This window comes from Streptomyces sp. GLSS-08, from assembly GCF_056387915.1.
Genome location: NZ_JBWJAQ010000003.1, coordinates 541,780 through 566,944, shown reverse-complemented (window position 1 = coordinate 566,944; position 25,165 = coordinate 541,780). Strand labels below are relative to the sequence as shown.

The window sequence follows — 25,165 nt, the reverse complement described above, 5'->3', positions numbered from 1 at the left end:
CGGCGTCCGGGGACCGGCCCGCCGCGTACCGGCGGGTCCCACCCCTGCGGAGGACCGGACTCACACGGGTGCCGCACCCAGGTGGCGAGGTGGTTGGCGGCCCCATAGAAGTGGTCAGCATCAGCTTGCGTATCGCTTCGGGGAGCGATGGCAGCCGCACCCTCTTCATGGAGCCGACCATGACCACCCGCTCTTTCTCCTTCTCTCCCAGCCCGGACCAGCCGGAGATACCTGCGGACAGCGCGGCCCGTCCGCCGGCACCGACCCTGCCCCCCATGCCGCCCGCCGGCGCGGAACCGGCCGCTGAGGCGCCGACCGTGCGCCCGGCACAGGAGGGGCCCGTGCGGGCCGGGCCCGCGACTCAGGACCAGTACGCCGATCCTGTGCGCGGACTGGTGCACGCCGCCGTCGCCGACCGGCCGCTGGAAGAGGTGGTGCAGCTCATCACGCTCCTGGAGCAGTCACCGGAGTACGCACGGGCCACCGTCGACGCGCTGCGGGCCGTCGGTGTGGACCGGTCCGTCGAGGACGTCACGCGGCTCGTCGCGCTGCTGACTCGCCCGCCCCGGAGTCCCGACTGCGCCGACGAGGCGATCCGCGCCGCAGTGGAGTCCCGTCCCGTGGAGGACGTCACCCGGCTGATGGCACTGCTGAACCGCTCGCCACTGGAGCAGCACTGCGGCGAGGAGGCCGTACGGGCCGCCGCGGGCCGGCCCGTCGAGGAACTCGTGCAGCTGATCGGCCGACTGGTCCAGGAGCGGGAGCGCGAGCGGGACCTGCCCACGCACGGGACGGGTCTGCCGGCGGGACTCTCCATCGTCCCTTCGTCGACGTCCGCGGCAGACCTGCCGCCGGACGACCGCTGGGCGCCGGAGGGTCACGGCCCTGCGCCGCTTCAGCGGCGCCCCCGTCCGCCGCGCAGAAAAGGCGCTTCCCCGGCCTGGCCGAGCCGGCTGGCTGCCGCGGCCCTCCTGTTGTGCGCGCTGGCCTACTTCCCGTTGCACCGGGGCAACGCGTCCTCGAACGCCCACGGCTTCGCCCTGGGCGCCTCGGCGCTGTGTCTGCTGATGGCGCTGGTGCTGGTCCTGAAGAACGCCCTGCCGGTCCTCGCGACCGCCGTGGTGGTGCCGACGGCACTGGCCGTCATGCAGCTGTTCGAAGGCAGGCTCCGGTCGCCGGGCCTGTCCCAGGCCCTGGAGATCACTGTCGCGCCGCCGTGGGCCGCCGGTCTCGTGTCGGTGATCGCCGCGCTCGCGGCCGTCACGGCCCTACTGGCGCTCCTCGCGTCCGAGAGGCTCGGCGGGCGTCCCGGATTCCGGCCGCTGGCGGAGGCCCAGCGCACACCGGAGTGACAGCGGTGGCCGCCGCGAGCCGGCCACCCCTTCCGCGTCGACTGCGCGGGCCTGCGATCCGCAGGCCCGCGCACGTCTGTCCGGCCCTGCCCTCAGCCCGGAGTGGACGACCTGCCCTCGACGTGAGGGGCGACCGGGCGCGCCGTCACCGAAGGCGCGTCCCGGCTCCGTGTCCCGCCAGGGCGGTCCGTACCCGGTCCGGGGTCAGGGGCAGTTCGCGCAGGCGGACGCCGGTCGCGTGGTGGACGGCGTTGCCGATGGCGGCCGCCGTCCCGACGATGCCGATCTCGCCGATCCCCTTGCTGCCCATGGGGTTGAGGTGGGGGTCGTCCTCGTCGATCCAGTGGGCCTCGACGGCGGGAACGTCCGCGTGGGCGGGCACGTGGTACGACGCCAGGTCGGACTCCGCGAAGTCACCGAACGCGGCGTCCATCGTGCTTCCCTCGGTCAGTGCCATGCCGAGCCCCATCGTCATGCCGCCGATGAACTGGGAACGTGCCGTACGAGGGTTGAGAATGCGTCCGGCGGCGTACACACCCAGCAGGCGGCGCACCCGCACCTCGCCGGTGACGGTGTCGACGGTGACCTCCGCGAAGTGGGCGCCGAAGGCGTGCCGGGCGTAGTCGCTCTCGGCGTCCGCGCTGCCGGTGGTGTCCGCACGCGCCTCGATCCCGGCGTCCGGCAGCGGTCCCGCGTGTCCGGCCAGGCGGGCCTTGAGGCGGGTGCACGCCTCGTGCACGGCCCAGCCCCAGGACGCGGTGCCCGACGAACCGCCGGCCAGCGGAGCGGAGGGCAGGTCACTGCTTCCCACCTCGGTGCGGACGCGTCCGAGCGGCACGTCGAGGGCGTCGGCGGCGACCTGGGCGAGGACCGTGCGGGCCCCGGTGCCGATGTCCGTGGCGTTGATGCGCACCAGGAAGTCACCGTCGGGCAGGGCGCGGGCGGCCGCGGTGGAGGGCGACACCATGACCGGGTAGGTCGCGGCCGCAACGCCCGACCCCACCAGCAGGGGGCCCTCGGACCGTGACCGCGGACGGGGATCGCGGCGGGCCCAGTCGAACCGCCGTGCCCCCTCCCGCAGACACTCCACCAGGTGCCGGCTGCTGAAGGGCTTGCGGCTGTCGGGTTCGGTGTCCGGCTCGTTGGCGATGCGCAGGTCCACGGGGTCCATGCCGAGTTCGACGGCCAGTTCGTCCATGGCCGACTCGAGCGCGTACATGCCCGGGGCCTCGCCCGGCGCCCGCATCCAGGACGGGCTGGGGACGTCCAGCGGCACCACCCGGTGGGTGGTGAGACTGTGCGGCGAGGCGTACATGACCCGGGTGGGCACCGCGGCCTGCTCCACGAACTCCTTGATGCGCGACGTGTACGTGGTGACCTCGTGGATGACCGAGGTGAGGGTGCCGTCCGCGGCGGCGCCGAGCCGGACGCGCTGGAGCGTGGGCGCGCGGTGCCCGACTACGGCGGGCAGGTGGCGCCGGGGCAGGTTGACCGTGACGGGGCGGCCCGTCACCCGCGCCGCCATCGCCGCGAGCACCACGTGCGGGCGGGGTGTGCCCTTGGAGCCGAAGCCGCCGCCGACGTGTTCGGACACGACGGTGACCCGCTCCTCCGGGATCTCGAACATCTGGGCCAGCACGGTGCGTACCGTGGTGGCGCCCTGACTGGAGTCGTGCACCACGAGCCGGTCGCCCTCCCAGCGCGCGGTCGCGGCGTGCGGCTCCATGGGGTGGTTGTGCAGCGGTGGCACCCGGTAGTCGGTGTCGACACGGACCGCCGCCGAGTCATAAGCGCCCTCGGGGTCGCCGAGTTCGCGGTGGGCGGGGTAGCCGCCGTTGGCCTTTTCGGGGACGTACGCCGCGGGATGGCCCTCGGTGAGCGTCACGTCGTGGTCCCGGACGGCGTAGTCCACACGCACGGCGGCGGCGCCGGCCCGGGCCGCCTCCAGCGTCTCGGCGACGACCAGCGCCACGAACCAGCCCCGGTGGGGGACCCGGTCGTTCTGCAGGACGGCGAGCGTGGCGTCGTCGGGTTCGGCGATCCGGGGCGCGTTCTCGTGCGTGAGCACCGACAGCACGCCGGGCACCTCGAGCGCGGCCGCGGTGTCGATCGCGCGGACGGATCCGGCGGCGACCGACGCGGGCACGGGCCACGCGTGCGCCCGGCCCGGCAGGGGGCGTTCGGCGGCGTAGCGGGCGGCGCCGGTGACCTTGTCCCGGCCCTCCCGGCGCTCGGCGGGCGCGCCCAGCGCGGTACCGGTGTCGGCCATGGGGTCCTCCTGGTGCGTGCGGGGTTCCGGTCGTGCCGGGTGCCGGTCCGGGTGCTGGGTTCAGGTGACGGCGGGCGGCGCGAGCCGGCTCAGGACGTCGACGGCGAGATCGCGGGCCAGGCCCACCTTGTAGGCGTTGTCGCGCGACGGCCGGGCCTCTTCGAGTTCGAGGCCGACGGCGTGCTCGAAGGCGGCGGTGGTGGGGGCCGCCCCCAGCAGTGCCGCTTCGGCGCGACGGGCCCGCCAGGGCCGGTGCGCCAGCCCGCCGAAGGCGATCCCGGCGTACCGGACCACGCCGTCGCCCACCTGGAGCACGGCTGCCACCGAGGCGAGGGCGAAGGCGTACGACGCGCGGTCGCGGGCCTTGCGGTAGGCGCAGGGCAGGCCGGACGTGGCGGCGGGGAGCACCACTCCGGTGATGAGTTCCCCGGGTGCGATCTCGGTGTCCACGTCCGGGCGGTCCCCCGGCAGCCGGTGGAACTCGGCCACCGGAACGGTGCGTTCGCCGTCAACGCCGTACAACTCGACGTGTGCGTCGAGCGCGGCGAGCGCGACGGCCATGTCGGAGGGGTGCGTGGCGATGCACTGCTCGGAGTGGCCGAGCACCGCGTGGTCGCGGTGGACGCCGTCCCGGGCGCCGCAACCCGAGCCCGGTTCGCGCTTGTTGCAGGGCTTGGTGACGTCCTGGAAGTAGGAGCAGCGGGTGCGCTGGAGGAGGTTGCCGCCGGTGGTGGCGACGTTGCGCAGCTGCCCCGAGGCGCCCGCGAGGATCGCCTGGGAGAGCACCGGGTAGCGGTCCCGGACCGTCGGGTGGGCGGCGAGGTCGCTGTTGCGGACGGTCGCCCCGACCCGTACGGAACCGTCGGGCAGTTCCTCCACGGTGTCCAGGGGCAGCCGGCTGACGTCGACGAGGGCGGCGGGCCGTTCCACGCCGAGCTTCATCAGGTCCATGAGGTTGGTGCCGCCGCCGAGGTAGCGGGCGCCGGGTCGCGCGGCGTGCGCGGCGGCCGCCTCCTCGACGCTGCCGGCCCGGACGTACGCGAAGGGCTTCACCGGACCACGTCCTCGACGGCCTCGACGATGTGCGGGTAGGCGCCGCAGCGGCAGAGGTTGCCGCTGAGCCGCTCGCGGATCTCGTCCGCGTCCAGCGGCACGGGCCTGCCGGAGGGGGTGGCCGGATCGGTCACGTGCGAGGGGTGGCCCGCCGCCGCCTCGGCCACCGCGCCGACGGCGCTGCAGATCTGTCCCGGCGTGCAGTAGCCGCACTGGAACGCGTCGCGGTCCAGGAACGCCTGCTGCATCGGATGGAGGGCCTCGCCGTCGCCGCCGGCGAGGCCCTCGACGGTCGTGATGTCGCTGCCGTCGAGGGCGACCGCCGGCAGGAGACAGCTGTTGACGCGCCGGCCGCCCACCAGGACGGTGCAGGCACCGCACTGGCCGTGGTCACAGCCCTTCTTGGCGCCCGTGAGGCCGAGGTCCTCGCGCAGCACGTCCAGCAGGACGGAGCGGTGGTCGACGGTCAGGGTGTGCGGCTTGCCGTTCACCCCGAGGGTCACCTCGGAGTGGTGACGGTCGGGTGCGGCGGTGCCGTGCGCGGAGTCGGGATCCACGGATGACCTCCAGGTGGGGGTGGGCCGGCGCGGGGTCGGTGGCTGCGGGCCGCCGGGGCCTGTCCGGCACTTCCCGTCGCCGCCCGGGAGGCGGCCTCGCACATGTCAGTGCGTGGCGTCGCGGGGCGGACGGGAATTGGTGGACAGGTCCTAGAGGGAGTCGGTCTCGTCGTCCGGGATGAGGTGGACGGCCGCCTCCTCGGCGGAGGCGGTGCCCCCGTCGATGCCCATGTCCTCGGCAAGCATGTCCTTCTCGGCCGCCTCGTGGGCGCCCTCGTCGGGAGCGACCAGGCGTCCGGCGCTGTCCTGCCCGACCTCGTCGTCCACGGGTTCCCCCTCGCCGCCGGGGAGGTCACCCACTCCGTCACCGGCGTCGGGCTCCGCGAGGGCGGGGTCCGGACGCTCCTCGGACAGCCGCTGGTCGAGGCTCTCGCCCTCCCGCTGCTCCCGCGCGGTCGTCCCCTCGTGCTCCACCGCCAGTGGGCGCTCGGGCGGCGACCAGCCCTCCTCGTAGGGGTCGGACTCGCGGTCGTTCAGGGTGTCCTCCGGATCGAGGATGCCGTCGTCCCCGCGGCCCTCGGCGCCGTCGGGCTGGTAGACCTCGTCGCCCATGACTTCTTCGTTGTCCTGACTGCTCATGGTGTCTGTGTCCTCCGGACGGACGGAATTGTTGTCTTGCAGCCCGCGTATCCAGGCTGCGGCAGACCACACGTTCCGGCACTCCAGGGACAGGTGATGAACACGGTGAGTGACGGCGGCCGGGGCGCCGGTGGTGTGGGGGATCGGAGTGGACGCGGAGCCACTCGGATGAACCCATGCCTGATGAGGAATCGATGAATTCGGAAAGGGAACTTATGAGCTGACACAGGCGATCAAGGGATTGAGATGGCACTTGCTGTCACGTTCAAAAGCACGGAAACAATTGCTGGCACGACGGCATACAAGGTTTGGTCCTATCAGACCTCGGGCACTGCGGGAGAACTCCAGGTAGGGCAGCGGATCGCCCTCGGGCTGCCCGCTGATATCGACGTGCGGGATCCTAGCGAATACCCGGGCGCCAGCCAGTTGGCGGGAACGTTCATCGAGCGAGAGGACGGTTCCACGCGCAAGTATGTGGGGCGGACCGTCACCACTGCAGGTTCCGCAGTCATCTCGTTCGTTGCCCCGGCTGCGGGAGCCACCTGCGAGGCACTCCTGGTGAAGGCTCAGGCGGGTCCGAATCAGGCTTGGGTGTCTGTGCCGTTCACTACTGCCGGCGCCTCGCCAAGCCATGTGCAGACCCTGCCGGCACCGCGGAAGGGTTCAGTCGCGTACGTTGGCCGTCCTCTGTCCGACTTCAGGGGCACGCTGCCGTATGCCAGCGAAGTGGTGGGCGTCTATCAACCGCTCAAGGGTTGGCTGGGCGCGCTGAGTACCATGCGGGCCCTGGAGAATTCGGGTGAGACCACGCGGCTGAGTTTGAAGACGTTCTCGGAAGATGACGCGCGCGAGCTCGACGACGAGACCCTGGCGGAAGTGGCCGAGCGTGCCGACGGTACACCAGGAGCCGTGACGCCGGTAGGAATGGTGAATCTCTTCCGACAGTACTTCTTTGAATTCGACAGCTTCCTTGGGCCCCCTACTGGGCATCTCTGGCTCAGCCCGGGCGGCACAGTGGAATTGGTTGAGACCAACACGCGCCGCACCCTCGTTGAGAAGACTGCTGAGCAGTCGGAGGAGACTTCACGCAAGGTCGAGGAAAGCCTGAGTGAGCAGGAAGACGTCGCCGATGCGGTCAAGGAGTCCAACGCCAACGACACCAAGCTGGGAGTTAGTGCAACCGGTGGCGTGAATACCCCGGTCTATCATGCCGAGGCGAGTGCCAACTTCAGTACACAGAACACGGTCAACAAGTCCTCCGAGACGACACACAAGCGCTCCCGCACGCAGAGCGCGAAGGTCACCAGCGAGATCAAGCGGAACTTCAAGACCACGTTCAAAACAGTGACCGAAACCACTGACACCTCCAGCCGCCGCTACGTGGTGCAGAACAACACCCTGGAGCTCGTCAACTACGAATTGCGGCGCAAGATGCGCAGGGTTGGTGTCCAGATGCAGCACATCGGCACGCGGCTGTGTTGGCAGGTCTATCTTCCCAGGGAAGATCTCCACCTCGGCATGGGGGACCTGGTTCACACCGTGGAAGCCCCTGACCTCACCTCGGTCAAAAAACCGGTGCCGCCAGAAAAGCTGCAGCCCAAGACGACGGAGTTCACCGGTCCGTTCCCTGTGTTCAAATACCCTGGCACGGTAGATCCTCCTGACGAGAAAAATGCCGACTTCGTCTTCTTCGAGCCCCCGCCAGGTCCAGACCCGGCAGGCGCCGGACGGCCGGGCCTCATGTCGTACGACGGAGCGCATCACATCATCGCGGACGCCCCGTTCATTGCGGATCCGCCGGCGGCGGGATACAAGTTGGTCAGCGCGTCGGTGAAGTCCGCTAAATCGGGGGAGAAGCCTAGTAAGTTCATCGCAAAGGAAGTTCGCATCGAAGACGCCGCTACCGGGCGTTTCCGGGTGGACGCTGCTTACTTGAACGCCGGTGACTTCAATACGATTCAGGTGACCTTCTCTCTCACTTGGGAACCGCCGAAACCCGACCCCAACGACCCGAATGCACCGGATTACAATCCTGCCCAAACCCAGTACTTGGCCGACCTGGCCGCCTACGAGAAGCAAGTCTCAGCCGTCCAGCGCAGTGCGTATACCAAAGCCGTGCGCGAGCGGCTGAAGCTGGTCAGTGCCATGCGCCCACGGCCGTCGGACGACCTGAGGAGCGAGGAACGCCACAGCGTCTACGGTGGCTTGATCAACCTGCTCAGCCCGATCTTCCCGGACCCGTATTTCAACGCGGAAATGCTTCGGCAGACGTTCGAAGTGGACGAGATGCTCTACTTCGTGGCCCCGAACTACTGGCGCCCGAGTGAAACTGGGACGACGGTCAGCCGGAACACAGTGGGAAGGTATCCGGTGCCCAGGCCCCCGTGGTCACCGGCCGCGCCCGCGGTCGACGACTGCTGGGTGAACCAGCTTCCCGGCCAGACTGTGGCGGGCTGGTACACCCACACCGAAAAGGTCCCCGATCCCGAGAGGCTTCCGGTACCGAACCCCGCCCACGGCGCGAGCGCGGAGCCCTCTCCCGAGCCGTGCACTGTCGAACACGAGTGGTGGGCGAACTACCTCATCACAGAAGAAACCCAGCCCGCACCCATGGGCAGCTCGTTGGGCTGGCGCATTCAGATCGACGGCGACGAGCGGCGCAACGAGTTCCTCAACGCGGCATGGGTCAAGGCAGTGCTTCCGGTGCGGCCAGGTCACGAAGTAGAGGCAGTCGCATGGTTGGAGAAGACCGTCGAAGGCCATGCGGCGCTGGGTCGGCCCTACCCTTACGACCCGAACATCGACCCGATCGAGTACAAGACCATGAAGGTCGGACAGGTCCTGAACGAAGTCGCAAAAGCGCTGCAAGCATCGAACACTGATATCTCGAAGGCTGTTGCTGCGGAGAAAGTCTTCGAGACGGGATTCGACCCGCTTGCCGGCGGCTTCCGCCCAGCCGAGCCCTATCAGGTGTTCGACCAGTGGATCGAAGTACTTCCCACGGACCAGATCGCAGCCGTGCCGGTCAGTTACGACCCCAAGACTGGCCAGCAGCTGTGACGGTAGGAGCCGGGTCCCTGGCAGCTTCCCAGACTGCCCGCGTGGTCCCTGGCACCGCGTCCGGGTCACCCCACGGCAACGGTCGCGTCCTTGAAGGACGGACCGGTGCAAGTCCAGGAGCCTGCCGTGGGTGACCCTGCACGACCAGCGATCGCACCTCCTGCACGCCCAGCACCGCCTGCGCGCCCGGCACCTCCTGCACCCGCAGCGCCGCCCGCGCCTGTAGTCCTCCCCACGCGAGTTTTCGCCACATGCACCAGCGACGACGAAGCGATGGTGCGAGTGCCTGCTCGCAGCGCCCCGTATTCGGGTGTATATCCGGGTGTTCGGAAGCCCACCGATTGGTTTCCCAGGAACAGCCGTCCAAGCGTCGGGAACAAGGTGGTCGGGTACCACTACGGCTCCTGCGCCTTCAGCGATATGGCTGACGCGATTCAAACAGCTTCCGACCCCGAACACCGTATCTACATCGCGGGATGGTCAACCAACAAGGACGTGGTACTCAAGACGGGTGTCAGCACGACCTTGGAGGGGTACCTGAAGCAAACAAAGGCACAGGTCCGTGGACTCTTCTATGAGCCTGCCCCCGTAATCAAGCAGGCGACCGGCGTCGAGAACAGATGGATCGTCGACGCCATCAATGCCCTACCCCACGGCGCGGCCGTGCTCGACGGCAAGCTCCCCCCGCTTGGGATCCATCACCAGAAGCTCCTCGTAGTGCAGGGCCAGTCCGGGCTCATCGCGTTCCTCGGAGGTATGGACTTTGACTTTTCACGTATCGACGTGAACCCGGCCGCCGGCCTCCCCTATCACGACACGCAATTACGGATTACCGGACCTGCCGCTCTCGAGTGCCGGAAGGTTTTCGAGGACCGCTGGCTCGACAATCACAGCACTCCCGTCTTGGACCAGAAGCTCGGCGCCACAGCGACTGCGACCACTGAGCAGCGCCGCGCCCTGGCCTTCCCGACTCCTGTAACACTGCCCCCTCACGGCATTCCCAGCAGTACGTATGTCAACGGAAGTAAACGTGCGAAACAGCTCGGACTGCGCGTAGCGGTGGGGCGTACCTTCGCAAGCAGCAAGAAAATGGGTGGTACCGCCGGATACGGCTTCGCTCCCTCTGGTGACTACTCAGCCTGGGCGCTGATCGAACAAGGGATCATCCAAGCCGCCAAATGGATCTATCTTGAGGACCAGTACATGGTCAGCAGGATGGCTAGAAAGTCGTTGCTCGCAAAGCTCGCGCAGCCAGGATTTGAATTTCTCCTGATTCTCATGAACGAATCCAATACTGCGGCACGCGATTTCAGGTTCCTTCGCACCGCTCGCAACGAGTTCCGCCGGGACCTGATGGCGGTCGATCCCAAGAAGACCCGGTGGGGCATGTACGCGCTCCGGAACCCGACAGACCCGGAGCGGCAACAGTGGTGTGGAGCGTACGTCCACAGCAAGACGTGGATCTTCGACGACGGATATGCCGTAATCGGTTCCGCCAACTCTGACAACCGTGGGTACACGTATGACTCCGAGGTCGTCGCCGGGATCGCCGAAGAGACCACTCTTCCAGTGCACCTGGGCGAAAGCTTCGCCACGGATCTACGGACAAGACTGTGGCACAAGCACCTCGGCCTTCCCCACGCGCAGCTTCGAGATTGGGAAAAGGCCATCAAATTCTGGAAGCGACCGCCTCCGACGGCCATGGTCTCAGACGCCAGTGCCTTCGAACCCGACAGTGACCTCGTCCCACCATCGAACTTCCCCTCGCCGGCGGACGCCGCCAACGTCGAATTTCTGTGGACGACACTCATCGATCCAGACGCTAGGTGATCCGCGGCAACCGCCTCCCAAGAGCGTGGCGTCGCGCGCATGCAGGCGTGTCGGCGTTTGAATCCTAGCTCTGGATCAGCCTCAACTCAGGTGAGCACCACCGCGCCGATCTCGCACCTCACCCACCAGCTCGGTGCAGGCTGCTCGGCGGCCAGGTCGTGGGCCGCGCGCTCACCCTCACCCTGCGCTACGCCGACCACACCAATTCGGGTGGGAATTCCTCCCGTATTACCCCTCGCCGAAGCCATGGATGGTCAGGGCACGGGGGTGTAGTCACCGTCCTCGTCCATCTCAAAGCTGCCCGTGGTGTGCCCGTCGATAGCGGTGTGCTTGAGCCACTTGCGGGACAGGCGGTGCAGATGCGCGGCCGCCGGCTCCTCCCACTGGAGCTGGTGGCCGGAGCAAGCCACCTTGAACATGAGCTTCCGCATGCCCGGAACGGCCTTGTAGAGCTCCGGGACCGAAAGGAACGGCACAGTTCCCGGTGCGCTGTTCACCGTCTTGTCGTGCTCCCCGTACATGATGAGCACCGGCACCTTGTCTCCGAGGATATTTTTCACCTTCACTCCGGTCTTGTTCCAGCCCCACCAGAAGGCGTTCCGGAAGCGGAGCACTCCCTGGGGCACCCCGTATTTCTTGACTCCCCAGTTGCTGCCGAACATGTCGCTGTCCATGATCGCTTCCCAGACGGTGTCGACCATGCCCTCCTCCCGTTGCTCCGGGCAGCCCAGCTCCCTGTTCCAGGCCCTCTCGAAGCCTTCCCGGCTGGTGAGATTCATGGGAAAGCCCCACCTGGGGTCCGTGCTGGCCGACAGAGGTAGCGGGAAGGGCGGGTCCCAGTCGGTGCCCGGGGCGCTGGCCTGGTAGTTGGCGCCGAAGACCGGCGCCAGTAGGAACAGGCTGCTCACGTTCCCCGGGTGCTCGATGGCGTACGGACCGAGTGCGAGGGCCGCTGCGGACCAGCCCATGAGCGCGACCTTCGAGACGCCGTGCCGCTTCTTGATGAACTTGACGACGGTGTCCACCTCGGACCAGTCGCTGCGGGAATCACCGAGCTGACTGTCGTGGTCTGGGGCACAGATTGACGTCAGCGGGTTGCCACCCAACAGCACCTGCTGCTGGGGCTGAGAGGTGTTGCAGGGCTGCCGCATCACATCCGGCCGGGACGAGCGGCCGTTGCCCTGAAGGTCCATGGCGAACACGTCGAAGCCCGCTCTGGCCAGCGACTGCATCCAGTTGTACTTTCCCGTGCCCAGGTCGGCGCTGGGCAGCACCGGGATGCTGCGGCCGTGCAGCATGAGCACGGCCGTCCGGTCGCCGTCCGGACGGGTGCCGTCGCGCTCACGCACGAAGAGGTCAACGGTCTGGCCACTGTTGAGGGGGAGCTGGGAGACGTGGGGTACCGCGTGGTCAGTGGTGGTGATCGGCATGCGTCGATGTCCGCTCGGTAGGCCGGCCCGGGCGGGGACGCCCGGGACCCGGACAGCATGGGCGAGCGGCCACCCGGGGCTCGTGAAGCGCGGCCGCCGTACGTCCGCACCGCCCCCATCGGGTGCTCGCGACACGCCCGATCAGCCCGCATGCTGCGTTTGGAGCGCCGTGCAGTACGCGCTTCCGGCACTCCCGTCACAGGACCCGTTTCATTACTCGTGGAGTCCGTCGACTCCGCTCTCGGCGAGTGGCTGCCGGACCAGTTCTGCACCTCGGTCCTGTGCCGGCTCGATCCGGCCGGCGGACTGCTGCGGTGGATCAACTGTGGTCATCCGCCCCCGCTGCTCATCCGTGACGAGCGGGTCATCGACGGTGCGATGGACCGCGACGCGGAGCCGCCGACGGGTTTGCCCTCGCTCCTCTCCCCGATGGCCAGGCACGTGCACGAGATCACCCTCGAACCGGGTGACCGGGTGCTGATGTACACCGACGGGGTCACCGAGGCGCGGACCCCGGAGGGCGGCCTGTTCGGTCCGGAGCGGTTCACCGACTCCGTCATCCGTGCCACAGAAGGCGGTGAACTGGCCCCGGAGACTGCGGCGTCTGATCCATTTCCTCCTGGAGTCCCAGAGCGAGCGTCTGCAGGACGACGCCGTGATCATCCTGTTCGAGTGGCGTCCGCCGCCCGGGTGACCTGGCGCGTCACCCGGTGCGGACGGGGGTCTTCCGGGGCCGACGGAAGCGCTGCACTCGGTCATGTCCGCTTCACCCACGCCGGCCGGCCCGCTGTCGGACGACGGAACGGGAGGCCGTGACCGAGGACGGAAACCGGAGGTCATGACCAGGGAGCCGATCGCACGTCTAGGCTCACCGCATGGAACAGACGGAGATCATCCTGCGAGCCATCGGCGTCCTCACCGAGACCAACGCGATGGTCCGCAGGATCGCTCAGGACGAGGACGCCGAGGTCGACTCGACCGAGAGCCAGCTCGGCGCACTCGTGACGGAGGTGTTCCCGAGTGTCGAGGTGCCCGCGGACGCCGGTCCCGCCGAGGCCGGACAGGCCGTCGCGGACGCCTACCTCCCCGCCACCATCTCGCTCGTGGGCGCCTTCGCGTTCCTCTTCTCCGAGCTCGCCGACGTGCACGACTCCGGGCGGACCGACGTCACGTCGGCCGATCTCCTGCAGGAACTGGCGCTGCGCATGTCGCGGGCGGGTGAGCAGAGCTGACGGCGGGAATTGTCTGACTGGCCCTAGAAGTCGTCCGCTCCGTCGCGGAGTTCGGGGGTCCAGTAGCCGGTCAGGGCCTTGGCGGGGTCGACGGCGATGCCACCGCTGCCGGGCGCGGTGACGGCGATGACAGTGGAGTCGCCCTCCAGGGTGAGGGAGAACGCCGACACGGGCTCGTTGTCCTCGTCGACCCCGCCGTCGGACAGCTTCACCAAGGCATAGGCCGGAGCCCCCGCCGCGAGCACGACCGGCGTGGCCGGCTTGCTCTTGGCGACCGCAGGGACGTCCTGCTTGTGGCTCTCCAGGAACTGCACGTGCGGATGGCCCGTCAGCCGGCACGAGTGGCGGGAGGTGTTCTTCGCCGTAAGGACGAGGTGGGTGTAGGGCGGGCCGCCCTGCGTGTCGGCGGTGACGGCCACGTCCCGCGCGGTGCAGACCGGGGCGGAGGCCGTCACCTGCTCGCCGGTCGAACCGGTCGAACCCGCGGCGCCGGGGGCGTCGGAACCGACGGTCCCCGCCGAACCCTTCGGCCCCGCCGAGCCCTTGGAGGATGACGAGTCCGTCGCGCCGGACGTGCCAGTGCCCTTGCCGTCCGCCGCCTCTCCGGTGGAAGAAGAGGCTGCGGCGGGCGCCGAGTCGGTGTCCGCGTCGCTCTGGCAGCCGGTGAGCGACAGAGCGAGGGCGGTGCCCACGGCGACGAGCAGCAGGGAGCGGTGACGATGAGTTTTCATGGAGAGTTCCCCCGTGAGTGGTGCGGGGCCGCGGCTCGGTGCCGTCGGCCTGGGCCGTCGTGCTGTCGTCGTGCTGGTGTTCCGCGGTCTCAGTTGCTCTTGCCGGGCCGGTAGTCGGACGGCAGGGTGTACACGAACTCGCGGGGATCCGCGTGCGCGGCCTCCAGCAGGTCGGGGACGCTGTGATAGCCGAGCGCGTACAGGTTCCGGCTCGGGTCCCAGGTGTTGTAGGCGTACATCGCGTTGCGCTTGGTCTTCATGTGGGCGCCGGGAATGTTCAGCACGTACGCCGCGCCGTCCGCGCGCTGCTCGCGCGGGCGCCCGTAGGCGTAGACGTAGTTGAACCTCGCGTCGGAGATGGTGCCGTCGTCCATCAGGCGGTAGGCGACGTCGCTGCACGCCTTGTGCGTCTCGGTGCCCTCCAGCCAGCCGGCGGTGAACTTGTGCGAGGCGCCGGGGTACTGCGCGGCCAGCGCCCTGACCTTCGCCTCGATGCGGCCGACGAGTCTGTTGTACGCGGACGTGCTGTCGAACCCGTCGTCCACGATCTTGAAGTTGATGACCTTGTCGACGCCCAGCGCCTTCGCGGAGGCCTGGAACTCCGCGGTCCGGGCGGCGACGATCTTGTCGGTCCCGTCGGTCGGCCAGGACAGGCCGTGCCTGCCGCCCGCAGCGCAGGGGTGCGGGCTGGACCACGTGGTCAGGGGGCAGGGGTCGGCGTTCATGAGCCGGGCCAGATCCGGGTTCCTGCCATTGCTCACGAGTACGAGGTAGACGGGCCGGCCCGCCGCCTTGTGCTCAAGGATCGACCCGGCCAGGCCGATCGCGTCGTCGTCCTGGTGGGGGGCGTAGAAGATGGCGGGCTTGGCGGCGGCGGACGCCGCGGGTGCCCGGCCCGACTGGTAGGCCACGGCAGCGGCGCTCAGCGCGCCGGCTGCCAGAACGCTCCGCCGGGACACCCCGGCGGTTCGGCCCTTGCTGCTGTTCATTGTGGGATCTCCCCGTTCAATGCCCAATGGCATGTGTGCGACGGACGTTGGACGGCGGGTGGTCCGCGCCGCTCCCGGGCCCGCCCGGGCTTCGGCCCCGGCGGATTCGTTCACCGGGGTACGTCGTCCGGACCGCGCGTGCCTGGGAGGGCGTCCCGCGTCTGACCTCAGTCGATCAGTTCCGGGCGCTCACTCCCAGGCGGTTCTCCCGGCGGAAGTACCGTCCGCCTACTTCTGCCGGGGGCTCGCGTCCGCACGCGCCGGACGATCGGGGACATCGACGGTGCGCGGTGGCTCGCCTCCCACAGAGGACTTCGGGCAGCGGTTGCGCCGCTGCGGGCCGGTGCCGGACTGAGCCAGGAGGCTCTTTCCCGCCGCCGCCGCGCTCGCGGCGGCCCGCGTCTGTGGGGACGGGCTTCAGGAAGGGTGGGCACTCGGGTGCGGCGCGGGCGCACTCCACCGCTCGGGCCGGACGGAGGAGGCCCACGACCGTCTGCGCGAGGCGGCCCGTTGCCTCGCCTCGCAGGACTCCCCGCAGGCACGGCGGCCGAGCTGACGATTCCCAACAGCCTGGGCACCCTGCTGCGCCAGACCGGCCGGGCGGCGGAGGCTCTGGACATCCACCGCCGCGCCGAGCGGATCTGCGAGCGGGAACTCCGGGCCGGACGGACGAACAGACCGCGTTGTACGAGGCGGCCATCCGGCAGCAGATCGGCAACGACCTGGCGGCCCTGGACCGCCCTGCCGAGCGGAACCCCGCTGCGGCAGGCGCTCGCGCCTTCGAAGCCGCGCAGATGCCGGCATGGGCCGCGCCGGGCTCAGCTCGACGTGGGACAGGTGGGCCCGCACTCCCCCGGCGGCGGACCGACGACGGCACCGGACGGAAGGGAACACAGCCGCGAAAGGGGCCCTGCCGCCTGCGGCCACGCACACCGGTCCGGCAGGCACCCTTGACACATGCGTACTGTTTCGCGACGTTTGAGCCCCGCCGAACGGTTCGGATCTCGGTCGTCGACCGCGGGACGAGGGCGCACCGGCGTGGATCGGGGAACACCGAGGACATGACCGACCGGAGAAGGTGTCACGACGCGGCCGGCGCGTGGTGGGGGGAGCAGTCGTCCGTGCGGTCCATGAGCAGTGACCCACCTGCCGTACCGGCCCGTGCGGTGGGCGGGGCATCCGTCGCGGAGCCCGTGGAAGGGCGGTTGATCTGAGGTGGGCATCACGGTCCACAGGCTCGACGGGCTGAGCGCCTCGCTCGGCCGGGCCTGGCATCAGGCGATGGACGAGTCGCCCGAGTACGCCAACCCCTTCCTGTCACCGGAGTTCGCGACGGGCGTCGCCCGGTACCGGGGCGGGGCCCTGGTGGCGGTCCTGCACGAGGACGGGGAACCGGTCGGCTTCCTCCCGTACGAACGCAACTCCTTCGGCGTCGGCCGGGCCATCGGTCTGGGCCTGTCCGACTGCCAGGCCCTGGTGCACCGCCCCGGGGTCACCTGGGACACCGGGCAACTGCTGCGGACGTGCGGTCTCTCCGTCTTCGAGTTCGACCATCTCGTCGAGGAACAGAAGCCGTTCGGCAGGCACGTGACGGGGAGGTTCGCCTCCCCGGTGATCGACCTGGACCACGGTGGTGACAGCTACGCGGAGTGGCTGCGTGGTGCCTACCCCAAGCTGGCCAAGACGACGCTGAAGAAGGAACGCCGGCTGGGGCGCGACCTGGGTGAGCTGAGGTTCGTCTACGACGAGCGCGACCCGGGGGCGCTGCGCACGCTCATGGAGTGGAAGTCCGCCCAGTACCGCAGGACGGGACGGATGGACCGCTTCGCGCGGCCGTGGATCGTCGGCCTGGTGAACCATCTCTTCCGGGTCCGCGAGGAGCACTTCACCGGCGTGCTGTCCGTGGTGTACGCCGGGGACCGGCCGGTGGCCGCGCACTTCGGGCCGACGTCGCGCTCGGTGTTCGCGGCCTGGTTCACCGCGTACGACCCGGAGCTGCGCTACTACTCGCCCGGGCTGATCATGCATCTGAGGATGGCCGAGGCCGCGGGGCGTGACGGCGTGCGGCTCATGGACATGGGGCGCGGCGACAAGGAGTACAAGGACTGGCTGAAGACCCGCGAGCTGCGGGTGGGCGAGGGGTTCGCGACCCGCCCGCATCCGGTGGCGGCGGCGCACCGGCTGTGGCGCCGGCCGGTGCGCGGCCTGCGGAACACGGTCCTGGCCCATCCCACGCTGCGGGACCCCGCCGACCGGCTGCTGAAGACGGTCGGCACCCTGCGGGCGTCGGGCCGGCCGGACTCCGCCAGGGCGGGCACCCGCGCCCGCTGACGCGCTCCCCCGCTCCCGTTCCGGGACGGTGACGTGTCGCCGGCCCCTGCCCCGCCGGCCGTGCGGTGACGACGACGGTGGCCAGCGCAGGCGGAGGCCCGCTCGACTCCGACCGGCGACGTCTGCGAGCACGCGCACCTCCCGGCCTGTGACGTCCGGGAGGGCGCTCCGAGTCCCTTCGACGAAAGAGGTGACGATGCCGTACGGATCGCGGCTCGCCGCGGTGATGGCCAGGCGGCTCGGGCGCGAATGCGTCTACACGCCGTCGGCGCGGCTGGCCCTCTACCTCGCACTGCGGCACTGGTGCCGGCCGGGGGCCCGGGTCCTGATGTCGCCGGTGACCGACGACGTGATCCTCTTCGTGGTCCTCGCGGCCGGACTGCGCCCGGTGCAGGCGCCGGTGTCCGTGTGGGACGGCAACATCGATCCGGCCGCCGTCCCGGAGTCGGCCTGGCGAAACGTGGACGCCGTCCTGACCTCGAATCTGTACGGGGTGCCGGACCGGGTGGTGGAACTGCGGCGCCGCTGCGCGGAGTTGGGCATCCCGCTGTTCGAGGACGCGGCGCACGCGATCGGCACGCACGTGGACGGACGGCCGGTCGGCACGTTCGGGACGGCGGCGGTCTTCAGCCTGTCCAAGCACGTGGCGGGCATGGCCGGTGGCTTCCTCGCCGTCGACGACGCGCGCACGCGCCGGGAGGTGGAACGGCTGCGCGACGAACTCCTGGTGCCGGGCCGCCTCAGCGGGGACCTGGCCACGACCCTGCGGCCCCTGGCGCGTTCGTCCGTGCGCGGCCTCAACCTGGTGCGTCCCGTGTGGCGCACGATGGAGCGCCTCGGGATGCTCGAACGCGACGCGTTCCGCATGGCGTTGGAGGGACCGCGCCTTGCCGACTGTGCCCGCCGGGCACCGAGTCTGGAGGCCTACGAACCCTGGGTCCGCGTCGATCTGCACGGCTTCAGGTCCCGTCACGGGGCACTGGTGAGAGGGCAGTTGGCGCTGCGGATGGCCCGGCTGGACGCCGACCTGGACCGGCGCCGGATCGGTGTCTCGCTGCTGTCCGGGACCAGCTGGGCCGCGCCGGCCCTCCGCGTCCGGCCCGCGGACGGTGTCCCTCTTCCCCTCTTCCGGGTCCCCCTCCTGGTCGAGGACCGCGACGCCCTGCTGCACCGCCTGGTCGGACACGGGCTGGTCTGCGGATACGTCTACGATCCCCCGCTCGACGACTACGCGGGCGCGGAGTTCGTCGAACCGTCACCCGACCCGTCGGCCGCCCGCTGGTTCGCCTCCCACACGCTTCCGGCCGATCCCCTCCTGGCCCGGAAGGTGATCAACGCGCTGACGAAGGAGCAGGCGACCGCCGCCCGTCCCGCGCTCCCCGAGCCCCGCCCGGACAGCGCACCGCGGCCCCCCGGCAGGTGAGCCGGGCCGGCGACCCGCGGTCCGGCCACCGGTCCGCTCAGTGGAGTGCTCCCGGCCCGGCCGTGTCGCGCCGGCGCCGGGCGAGGGTGCGGGCGAGGTCGCGGGTCGCCGGACACAGGCCGGTGACGTCGAGACGGTCCCGGCCTCGTCGACCAGTACGCCCTTGCTGCTGGAGCTCCCGATGTCGACCCCGGGCACGGTCATGCGGCGGAGCGCAGGCGGTCGCGCCGGTGTTGTCCATGCGGACGGACACCGGCCGCGGGACGGTCCGCCTGTCCTGCGGTCGCAGGCCGGGGCTCGTGCGGCCGCCCCTCCCCCGCCGCAGCGGGTCAGGACAGGGCCGCGAGGGCGGCGGCACCGCGCTCGAACAGCCTGCCGACCACAGGGCGTCGGCATGCCACGCGCCGCCAGGGGCAGGCGGCGCTGCTGCGTCATCGCCACCTTCGTGCGCGGCAGGACATGTCCGTCGTCGGCACGTGTCCGCACCGGCGGCGGGCGGCCGAGCGGCCGGCCGCCGGTCTTCTCAGTTCGGGGCCGAGGTGATGAAGGACCGGATCGCGGTGGCCGCGGCTCCGCGTGCCCACTCCTCGAAGGGCAGGGGGCGCGTCCGCACGTCGCACCGTGCGGCCGAGCCGAAGGCGGCGGCGGCGAAGGCGACCCGGATCTGCTCGGCGAAGAGGGCGTAGGCGGCCAGGCCCTCGCCGGAGATGATCACGCGTTCGGGGCCCAGCAGGTTGGCGACCGTGGCGATGCCCCGGCCGATCGCCTCGCCCGCCCGCGCGTACACCGCACGGGCGTCGGGGTGACCGTCGTGGGCCGGGTGCAGGGCCTCGGCGGCGTCGGCGACGTGCACGCCGGTCACCTCCCTGACCCTGTCGACGATCGCCGAGTCGGAGGCGATGGCCTCCGTCGCAGGATCTTCCCTCGGCGGTGCAGTACACGGCCGTCGACGGCGCACAGGCATTGCTGCTGGCCTGGCGGCGCACCGCCCGCCACGGCAGCCCGGAGCTGCCGGTGCGGCTGCGGGGTCTCACACCGGCGGCCCGCTACCGCGACACCCGCAGCGGCACCGTCCACCACGCCACCGTGCTGAGCGAGTACGGCCTGAACCTCGAACTGCCGCCGGGCGACTGGTCCAGCACAGCGGTGCACCTGGTGCGGGAACCGGAGGTGGGCCGCGGGCGGTGAGCGCTCCCCGCGGCGCGGGTCAGTAGCGCTGGGCCTTCGCCAGGTACGGGGTCAGCCTCGGCTCGGCGGGCTCCCGGCTGATGACGACCGGCTGGGCCTTCTTCCCCGGGGCGAGGTCCTGCGCTCCCACGTACCTGGTCTCCACGACCTCGTCGTCGGCGTTCCTGAAGTCGACCCGCACCGCGTACGAGGCCTGCCCGCCGCTCTTGTTGGTGATGGCGACGAGTACGGCGAGCAGTCCGCCGGTCTCCGACTTCGGGAGCCCGCTCATCGCGACCTCGGACAGGGCGTTGCCGCGGCCCCGCACCTTCTTGAGTTCCGCCTCCGCCGCGGCGGAGGCACGGGCCGTGTCGGCCTCGACGGACGCCCCGAACGAGGACGCGGCGGCGGACGCCGAGGAGGCGGCCGCCGACGCGGAGGCCCGGGCGGAGTTGATGGCGGACGCCGCGGACGAGGCCAGCGCGGACGGCGGGGTCCCGGTGAACGAGGACTTGTCGGGTGTGCTCGGCCGTGAGCTCACCGAGGCCCCGCCCTCGTCGCCGCCGCTGTCCGTGGCACACGAGACGAGCACGGCACCGCCGAGGAGCGCGGACACCAGAGCGACGGTCCGGCGACCGCGCGCCGCACCGGCCGCCCGGCGGCCGGTCCTGCGGGGCCGGGTCCGGTGGCGGTCGGCGGCGGCGCTCCGACGCGCTCGGCGCGGTCGGTCCCCGTCTTCTGCGATTCGTGTGCTCATGGCCGTTCGTCCTCTTCCCGCCGGTTCGGCGCCCGTCGTACGCACGCGTACGCCCCATGCTCCGCGCGGACTCCGGACGCCGCGAACCGCGCCGGGCCATTGGGGTGGGCACACCGCTCAGGTACCGCGGTGTCCGTGGCCCGCTCCGCTCTCCCGGTCGAGATGGGCCCCGGTGATCGCCAGAGCCGCCGCCATGATGCTCAGCTGGGGGTTGACCTCGGGGCAGCCGGGAAGCACGGAACCGTCCGCGACGAGGACTCCGCGGACACCGCGCAGCCGTCCCTCGAAGTCGGCCGGCGACCGCCGCGGATCGCCGCCCGCCGCCACGGTGCCGGTCGGGTGGAAGGCCGAGAGGTGCAGGTCGCGCGGTCCCACGCCGGTGAGCAGCTCGTCCAGTTCACCGAGCGAGCGGGCGCGCGGTGCGGCAGGCAGCCCGGTGAGGACCTCCTCGGCGCCCGCCGCGAAGAGCAGTCGCCCCATGGCGCGTACGGCCGTCATCAGCCGCGCGCCGTCGCGGCGGTCCAGGTCGTAGCGGACCACGGTGTGCCGCCGTCCCCGGACCCGCCCGGAGGGACGGTCGGCGATCATCGCCCCGAGGGTGGCGAGCTGCTCGGCGCCCTCCAGCTCGCGCCGCAGCTCGCGTCCCAGGCCGGGCAGGACGAAACTACTCATGCCGGGCGGGCTCGCGGTCGCCTCGATGAGGATCCCCCGGTCGTGCAGCTCCTCCACGCCCACGCTCTGCAGCACACCCCGCCAGGCGGTGACGGGCTCGGCGAAGCGTCCGGCCACGCTGGTGGCCGGGTGGACGCTGAGGTTGCGCCCAAGCCGGGGATGTCCGCCAAGGCCCGACCGGCGCAGCAGAGCCGGGGTGTGCAGGGTGCCGGCCGCCGTCACGACGAGCGGGGCGAGGATCTCCAGTTCGCTGCCGTCCGGGCGGGTGGCCTGTACTCCCGCGGCCCGGGGCAGGCCGGGCCCGTCGCGGTCCAGCAGGACGCGGTGTGCGCGGGCCCGCGTGACGATCCGGGCGCCGGCGGCGCACGCGTCGGGCAGCACGGACAGCTGCACGCTCTGTTTGGCTCCGGTGGGGCAGCCGACCACGCACTGGCACGAGCCCCTGCATCCGGGGGCGTTGCGACGCAGGGGTCCGGCCCGCCAGCCGAGCCGTTCGGCGCCGGCGAGGGCCAGCAGGCCGTTGTTGCCGAGGACGTCGAGCGGCTGGGTGGCCACGTGAAGGGTGCGTTCCATCTCGTCGAGCAGGGGACCGAAGCGTTCGGCGAGTGTGAAACCGTACCGGCCGCGCCAGCGGTCGAGGACGTGGTCCGGAGTCCGGTAGCAGGTGCCGGAGTTGACGACCGTGGTGCCGCCGACGGCGCGACCGACCGGCAGCAGCAGCGGCGGGTTGCCGAGCGCCACCGTGGCGCCGCCGTCCCGGTACAGCTCGGCGAACCGGTCGAGGGGCGCCCGGCGCCCGAACGACGCCGTCGAGTGGTGCTCCCCCTCCTCCAGGACGACGACCCGCAGCCCGGCGCGAGCGAGCGTCCGGGCGGCGACGGCGCCGCCCGCGCCGGATCCGACGACCACCGCGTCGGCGATGGTCCGCGCGGGCCACTCCTCGGCGGGGGTGCAGTCCAGGGGCGGATCCTCCGGAGCGTGCGGGGCGTCGCGTGCGGCGGGCCGCCGCGTCGCCGCCAGCCGCTCCGTACCGGCGGCGAGCAGCACGGGCACCTTGAGGACGTCGAGCAGCGGGACGAGCGAAGGGCGTGCGGCCAGCGAGACGAGCACGGTCTCGCGCTCGTCGCGGTCGAGTGCCGCCAGGGGTCTGCCGGTGCGCAGGACCGCGTACGTCTCCACCGCCGCGACGGCGGCGTGAACACCGGCGCGGGCGGGCCGGGGCATGGCGCGGAGCACCGTGTCGAGCCGGCGGGGCACCCGCGCGGCCCAGTCGTCCTCACCTGCCTCCGCGAGCAGTGCGGCGACGAGTCCGGCGGCGGTCATCGCCCGCCCACCTCGGCGTGCGCGGTGCCGTCCAGGGACCACTGTGCCTCGGTGCGCCAGCGGCCCCACCAGCGTTCCAGCACCACCCGGGCGTCGGCGGACTCGCTGTTGCGGCAGACCGCGCGGGTGCCGTCCGGGTCGCGGTACTCCAGTTCCAGGGTGCGGACGTCCGGCTGGACGACGTCGACCCTGATGCGGCGCAGCGCGGTGCGCCCGGTCACGCTCCACTCGGGCAGGCCGATCCGGGCCCGGAAGCGTCCGGGGCCGCACAGGCCCAGCGCGGTGCGTTCGGCGCGGCGCGGCCAGGTGCGGCCCCGGTGTCGCAGCCGCAGGAAGACCAGCGGCGGCAGCCGGCGCAGGCCCGGCCGGGTGGACGCGGCCGCTACGATCTCCAGGACGTCGCCGTCCCCGAGGTCCGCGTGGAGCCAGGCCCAGCGCCGGGCGTTGCCGTGCCCGTAGATGCGTGCTGATGCGCCGGGCGCCCTGCGCAGCGTCAGCGCCGTCCCGTGGTACGAGAACTCCCCCTCGTACGTGGCCCGCGCGGCCGGGAGCATCTGGGCGGCCGGCAGCAGCGGCCGACGCCAGGACCAGCGGGGGAAGGTGAACAGCGGTGGCCCGTCCGGATGTTCGGTGATGTTCCACTCGAAAGCCCCCGCCCTTCCGTTGAGTTGACCGGGGCGGGCCGTGACGCCGTCGCCCGTGAAGCCGTCCGTGGGCGCGGTCCACGGGACGGGCCCGAAGCGGGCGTGCTCGACGGGTCCTTGCCGCGGGAAGGCCGCGACCCAGCCGTGGGCGACCGGCGCGGATCCGTCGGCGGATGCCGTCAGTTCGTGGTGCAGCCAGACGCCGGTTCCGCTCCCGGGGTCGGTCAGGGTGGTGTACCAGACCTCGGTGCGGCCGGGCGTGCCGTCCCAGCGCGGTGCCAGGTGCCCCGCTGCCGTCCCGCTGTTCGCCGGTCCGGCGTGTTCGTCCTCACCCCGCGGGAAGCGGAGGCCGAGCAGGAAGGGAACCAGGCCGGTGGCGAGCGGGAATCGCAGGACCCCTTGGCCCACCCGCGCCCCGTGCTCGTACAGCGTGCAGGGGAGGACCGTCATCGACCGCACCGGACGGCGTGGGGTCACCGACTTCCAGCCGTCGAGGACGAGACGACGGTCCCCGGCCGTGAACGACAGCCGGTAGCGGATGCGGCGCCGTGCCAGCGGTGACACCTCCAGCTCGCCCTCGGCACGGTCGTCGTCCGCGAGGCCGCTGACGCGGACCCGGCCGGTCAGGCGTGCCTCGGTCGTCCGGTGCGGGACCAGGACCGTGCCGGCCCGGGCCCGCAGGTCCAGGCGTATGCGGCGCACCTCGTTCTCGGCGTCGAGCCGGAGGGTGCCGAGCATCGTCTCCGTGAACTCGGTGCCCCTCACGCGAGTCCCTTCAGCATGATCCGCTCGGTGGTCGTCAGGTAGGCGTCGGCCGCCGCGTGCGCCCGGCGGCCGTCACCGGCCAGTACCGCCTCCACCACGGGTGCCAGGCGTTCGTGGGCCGTCCCGGGGTCGGTGAAGGGCCCGGTCAGTACGGTCCGGACGGGCAGGTAGGCGTTGAACAGCGTGTTGGTCAGCAGGACGTAGACGCGGTTGCCGGTCGCCCTCGCCAGGGCCCGGTGCACCTCGACGTCGGCCAGCTGCACGGCGTCCGCACCGGCTGCCTCCCGCACGGCGGCCAGGCGCGCGCGGAGTTCGTCGTGCTGCGCGCGGCCCGCCTTCTCCGCGGCCCGCTCGGCGATCAACGCGCCGGTGCTGCGCCGCACTTCGAAGACCTCGTGGACCCACTTGGCGTCGTGGCGCACGAGCATCGGCAGCAGGTCGGCGCCGCCCAGGCGCACATAGTCGCGAACCCTGGTGCCGACACCGTGCCGGGTCTCCAGCAGGCCCGCCTGGACCAGCCGGCCGAAGGCGTGTTTGAGGGTGGTGCGGGTGACCCCGTAGCCGTCGGCCAGTTCCCGCTCCGGCGGGAGGTAGCCGCCGGTCGGATGGCGGCCGTCGAGGATGTCCTCACGCAGCCGGTGCTCCAGGACGTCCACGATCGTCTCGCGGGGCAGTGCCTCCACGGGGTCTCCTCTGCGGGCAGCACGTCCGGCGCTCGAGCCGGACGGGGGCGGATGATGAGCGGGGCGGAAAATGGAGTGGCTCAGTGGATGAGCCACTCAACCAACAAAGCGCCGCGCGGTCAATGGGCCCCGCAGCAAGACTCGTTGTGCAGTGTCCCGTGCGCAAGTAGTTGACATGTACGCGACCTGGCGCGACATTGAGAGCGCTCTCACAGCATCCGGACGGCTTCCGTCCGTAGGAGATACACCTCGTGAGGA

Annotated in this window: 19 protein-coding genes and 2 pseudogenes; 9 read left to right on the top strand and 12 right to left on the bottom strand. The window is 71.1% G+C overall.

All coding sequences use genetic code 11. The features are described 5' to 3' along the window. Nucleotides 1–179: 179 nt before the first annotated feature. Nucleotides 180–1,352, top strand: coding sequence for a hypothetical protein (locus tag AC0ZLC_RS08065; RefSeq protein WP_476751175.1), 1,173 nt, complete (start codon nucleotides 180–182; stop codon nucleotides 1,350–1,352). Nucleotides 1,353–1,497: 145 nt separating this feature from the next. Here the strand turns inward: AC0ZLC_RS08065 and AC0ZLC_RS08060 are convergent, their stop codons facing one another. The 4 genes from AC0ZLC_RS08060 to AC0ZLC_RS08045 all read right to left on the bottom strand — a co-directional run bounded on the left by AC0ZLC_RS08060 (nucleotide 1,498) and on the right by AC0ZLC_RS08045 (nucleotide 5,870). Beyond that, on the bottom strand, nucleotides 1,498–3,621 hold the full coding sequence (locus AC0ZLC_RS08060; RefSeq protein WP_476751174.1) for a xanthine dehydrogenase family protein molybdopterin-binding subunit: 2,124 nt from the start codon (nucleotides 3,619–3,621) through the stop codon (nucleotides 1,498–1,500). Nucleotides 3,622–3,681: 60 nt separating this feature from the next. Then, nucleotides 3,682–4,674, bottom strand: coding sequence for an FAD binding domain-containing protein (locus tag AC0ZLC_RS08055; RefSeq protein ID WP_476751173.1), 993 nt, complete (start codon nucleotides 4,672–4,674; stop codon nucleotides 3,682–3,684). After that, the gene (locus AC0ZLC_RS08050; protein ID WP_476751172.1) at nucleotides 4,671–5,231 is read right to left on the bottom strand and encodes a (2Fe-2S)-binding protein; all 561 of its coding nucleotides are present in this window, start codon (nucleotides 5,229–5,231) and stop codon (nucleotides 4,671–4,673) included. The genes AC0ZLC_RS08055 and AC0ZLC_RS08050 overlap by 4 nt, the downstream gene beginning before the upstream one ends. A 150-nt stretch (nucleotides 5,232–5,381) precedes the next feature. Further along, the gene (locus AC0ZLC_RS08045; RefSeq protein WP_476751171.1) at nucleotides 5,382–5,870 is read right to left on the bottom strand and encodes a DUF5709 domain-containing protein; all 489 of its coding nucleotides are present in this window, start codon (nucleotides 5,868–5,870) and stop codon (nucleotides 5,382–5,384) included. Between the two features lie 246 nt (nucleotides 5,871–6,116). On the opposite strand from AC0ZLC_RS08045, the gene AC0ZLC_RS08040 reads away from it, so the two are divergent. Together AC0ZLC_RS08040 and AC0ZLC_RS08035 are read left to right on the top strand one after the other, a co-directional pair. After that, nucleotides 6,117–8,930, top strand: a complete 2,814-nt coding sequence (locus AC0ZLC_RS08040) for a hypothetical protein (RefSeq protein ID WP_476751170.1) — start codon at nucleotides 6,117–6,119, stop codon at nucleotides 8,928–8,930. 420 nt (nucleotides 8,931–9,350) lie between these two features. Beyond that, nucleotides 9,351–10,760 carry a hypothetical protein gene (locus AC0ZLC_RS08035; RefSeq protein WP_476751169.1) on the top strand — a complete coding sequence of 470 codons (1,410 nt, stop codon included), beginning with the start codon at nucleotides 9,351–9,353 and terminating at the stop codon, nucleotides 10,758–10,760. 254 nt (nucleotides 10,761–11,014) lie between these two features. Here the strand turns inward: AC0ZLC_RS08035 and AC0ZLC_RS08030 are convergent, their stop codons facing one another. After that, a complete protein-coding gene (locus AC0ZLC_RS08030; protein ID WP_476751168.1) occupies nucleotides 11,015–12,190 on the bottom strand; it encodes an alpha/beta fold hydrolase in 1,176 nt (391 codons plus the stop codon). 57 nt (nucleotides 12,191–12,247) lie between these two features. On the opposite strand from AC0ZLC_RS08030, the pseudogene AC0ZLC_RS08025 reads away from it, so the two are divergent. From AC0ZLC_RS08025 to AC0ZLC_RS08015, 3 genes and pseudogenes are all read left to right on the top strand, one after another. Next, a pseudogene (locus AC0ZLC_RS08025) lies at nucleotides 12,248–12,697 on the top strand (PP2C family protein-serine/threonine phosphatase); the annotation flags it as partial. Nucleotides 12,698–12,752: 55 nt separating this feature from the next. Further along, nucleotides 12,753–12,884: a hypothetical protein gene (locus AC0ZLC_RS08020; RefSeq protein ID WP_476751214.1), complete on the top strand. Its 132-nt coding sequence runs from the start codon at nucleotides 12,753–12,755 to the stop codon at nucleotides 12,882–12,884. A 181-nt stretch (nucleotides 12,885–13,065) separates the two neighbouring features. Beyond that, on the top strand, nucleotides 13,066–13,422 hold the full coding sequence (locus AC0ZLC_RS08015) for a hypothetical protein (RefSeq protein WP_358853381.1): 357 nt from the start codon (nucleotides 13,066–13,068) through the stop codon (nucleotides 13,420–13,422). Nucleotides 13,423–13,445: 23 nt separating this feature from the next. Here AC0ZLC_RS08015 and AC0ZLC_RS08010 read toward each other — a convergent pair whose 3' ends face one another. Both AC0ZLC_RS08010 and AC0ZLC_RS08005 read right to left on the bottom strand, forming a co-directional pair. Then, nucleotides 13,446–14,153 carry a DUF4232 domain-containing protein gene (locus AC0ZLC_RS08010; protein WP_476751167.1) on the bottom strand — a complete coding sequence of 236 codons (708 nt, stop codon included), beginning with the start codon at nucleotides 14,151–14,153 and terminating at the stop codon, nucleotides 13,446–13,448. Between the two features lie 89 nt (nucleotides 14,154–14,242). Beyond that, complete coding sequence (locus AC0ZLC_RS08005) at nucleotides 14,243–15,142, bottom strand: PIG-L deacetylase family protein (protein WP_476751166.1); 900 nt, start codon at nucleotides 15,140–15,142, stop codon at nucleotides 14,243–14,245. Nucleotides 15,143–16,357: 1,215 nt separating this feature from the next. On the opposite strand from AC0ZLC_RS08005, the gene AC0ZLC_RS08000 reads away from it, so the two are divergent. Then, nucleotides 16,358–17,473: a GNAT family N-acetyltransferase gene (locus AC0ZLC_RS08000; RefSeq protein ID WP_476751165.1), complete on the top strand. Its 1,116-nt coding sequence runs from the start codon at nucleotides 16,358–16,360 to the stop codon at nucleotides 17,471–17,473. Between the two features lie 196 nt (nucleotides 17,474–17,669). Beyond that, on the top strand, nucleotides 17,670–18,896 hold the full coding sequence (locus tag AC0ZLC_RS07995; RefSeq protein ID WP_476751164.1) for a DegT/DnrJ/EryC1/StrS family aminotransferase: 1,227 nt from the start codon (nucleotides 17,670–17,672) through the stop codon (nucleotides 18,894–18,896). Nucleotides 18,897–19,419: 523 nt separating this feature from the next. On the opposite strand, the pseudogene AC0ZLC_RS07990 reads toward AC0ZLC_RS07995, so the two are convergent. Continuing rightward, nucleotides 19,420–19,803: pseudogene (locus AC0ZLC_RS07990) on the bottom strand (ROK family protein); the annotation flags it as partial. A gap of 23 nt (nucleotides 19,804–19,826) precedes the next feature. Between AC0ZLC_RS07990 and AC0ZLC_RS07985 the strand changes: the two are divergent. Beyond that, entirely contained in the window at nucleotides 19,827–20,084 is a 258-nt protein-coding gene (locus tag AC0ZLC_RS07985) for a GH36 C-terminal domain-containing protein (protein ID WP_476751163.1), read from the top strand. A 19-nt stretch (nucleotides 20,085–20,103) separates the two neighbouring features. On the opposite strand, the gene AC0ZLC_RS07980 is transcribed toward AC0ZLC_RS07985, so the two are convergent. The 4 genes from AC0ZLC_RS07980 to AC0ZLC_RS07965 all read right to left on the bottom strand — a co-directional run bounded on the left by AC0ZLC_RS07980 (nucleotide 20,104) and on the right by AC0ZLC_RS07965 (nucleotide 24,907). Then, nucleotides 20,104–20,682 (bottom strand): hypothetical protein, encoded by a 579-nt coding sequence (locus tag AC0ZLC_RS07980; protein ID WP_476751211.1) that lies wholly within the window; start codon nucleotides 20,680–20,682, stop codon nucleotides 20,104–20,106. 255 nt (nucleotides 20,683–20,937) lie between these two features. Continuing rightward, the gene (locus AC0ZLC_RS07975; protein ID WP_476751162.1) at nucleotides 20,938–22,815 is read right to left on the bottom strand and encodes a GMC family oxidoreductase; all 1,878 of its coding nucleotides are present in this window, start codon (nucleotides 22,813–22,815) and stop codon (nucleotides 20,938–20,940) included. Continuing rightward, nucleotides 22,812–24,224, bottom strand: coding sequence for a hypothetical protein (locus AC0ZLC_RS07970; protein ID WP_476751161.1), 1,413 nt, complete (start codon nucleotides 24,222–24,224; stop codon nucleotides 22,812–22,814). Before AC0ZLC_RS07970 ends, AC0ZLC_RS07975 begins: the two co-directional genes overlap by 4 nt. Continuing rightward, the gene (locus AC0ZLC_RS07965) at nucleotides 24,221–24,907 is read right to left on the bottom strand and encodes a FadR/GntR family transcriptional regulator (RefSeq protein ID WP_476751160.1); all 687 of its coding nucleotides are present in this window, start codon (nucleotides 24,905–24,907) and stop codon (nucleotides 24,221–24,223) included. Before AC0ZLC_RS07965 ends, AC0ZLC_RS07970 begins: the two co-directional genes overlap by 4 nt. Between the last annotated feature and the right edge of the window lie 258 nt (nucleotides 24,908–25,165).

Excerpts from the sequence above, each read along its gene's own strand:
- AC0ZLC_RS08065 (WP_476751175.1), top strand. The coding sequence starts at position 180 with ATGACCACCCGCTCTTTCTCCTTCTCTCCCAGCCCGGACCAGCCGGAG.
- AC0ZLC_RS08060 (WP_476751174.1), bottom strand. The coding sequence starts at position 3,621 with ATGGCCGACACCGGTACCGCGCTGGGCGCGCCCGCCGAGCGCCGGGAG.
- AC0ZLC_RS08045 (WP_476751171.1), bottom strand. The coding sequence starts at position 5,870 with ATGAGCAGTCAGGACAACGAAGAAGTCATGGGCGACGAGGTCTACCAG.
- AC0ZLC_RS08040 (WP_476751170.1), top strand. The coding sequence starts at position 6,117 with ATGGCACTTGCTGTCACGTTCAAAAGCACGGAAACAATTGCTGGCACG.
- AC0ZLC_RS08035 (WP_476751169.1), top strand. The coding sequence starts at position 9,351 with ATGGCTGACGCGATTCAAACAGCTTCCGACCCCGAACACCGTATCTAC.
- AC0ZLC_RS08030 (WP_476751168.1), bottom strand. The coding sequence starts at position 12,190 with ATGCCGATCACCACCACTGACCACGCGGTACCCCACGTCTCCCAGCTC.
- AC0ZLC_RS08015 (WP_358853381.1), top strand. The coding sequence starts at position 13,066 with ATGGAACAGACGGAGATCATCCTGCGAGCCATCGGCGTCCTCACCGAG.
- AC0ZLC_RS08010 (WP_476751167.1), bottom strand. The coding sequence starts at position 14,153 with ATGAAAACTCATCGTCACCGCTCCCTGCTGCTCGTCGCCGTGGGCACC.
- AC0ZLC_RS08005 (WP_476751166.1), bottom strand. The coding sequence starts at position 15,142 with ATGAACAGCAGCAAGGGCCGAACCGCCGGGGTGTCCCGGCGGAGCGTT.
- AC0ZLC_RS07995 (WP_476751164.1), top strand. The coding sequence starts at position 17,670 with ATGCCGTACGGATCGCGGCTCGCCGCGGTGATGGCCAGGCGGCTCGGG.
- AC0ZLC_RS07975 (WP_476751162.1), bottom strand. The coding sequence starts at position 22,815 with ATGACCGCCGCCGGACTCGTCGCCGCACTGCTCGCGGAGGCAGGTGAG.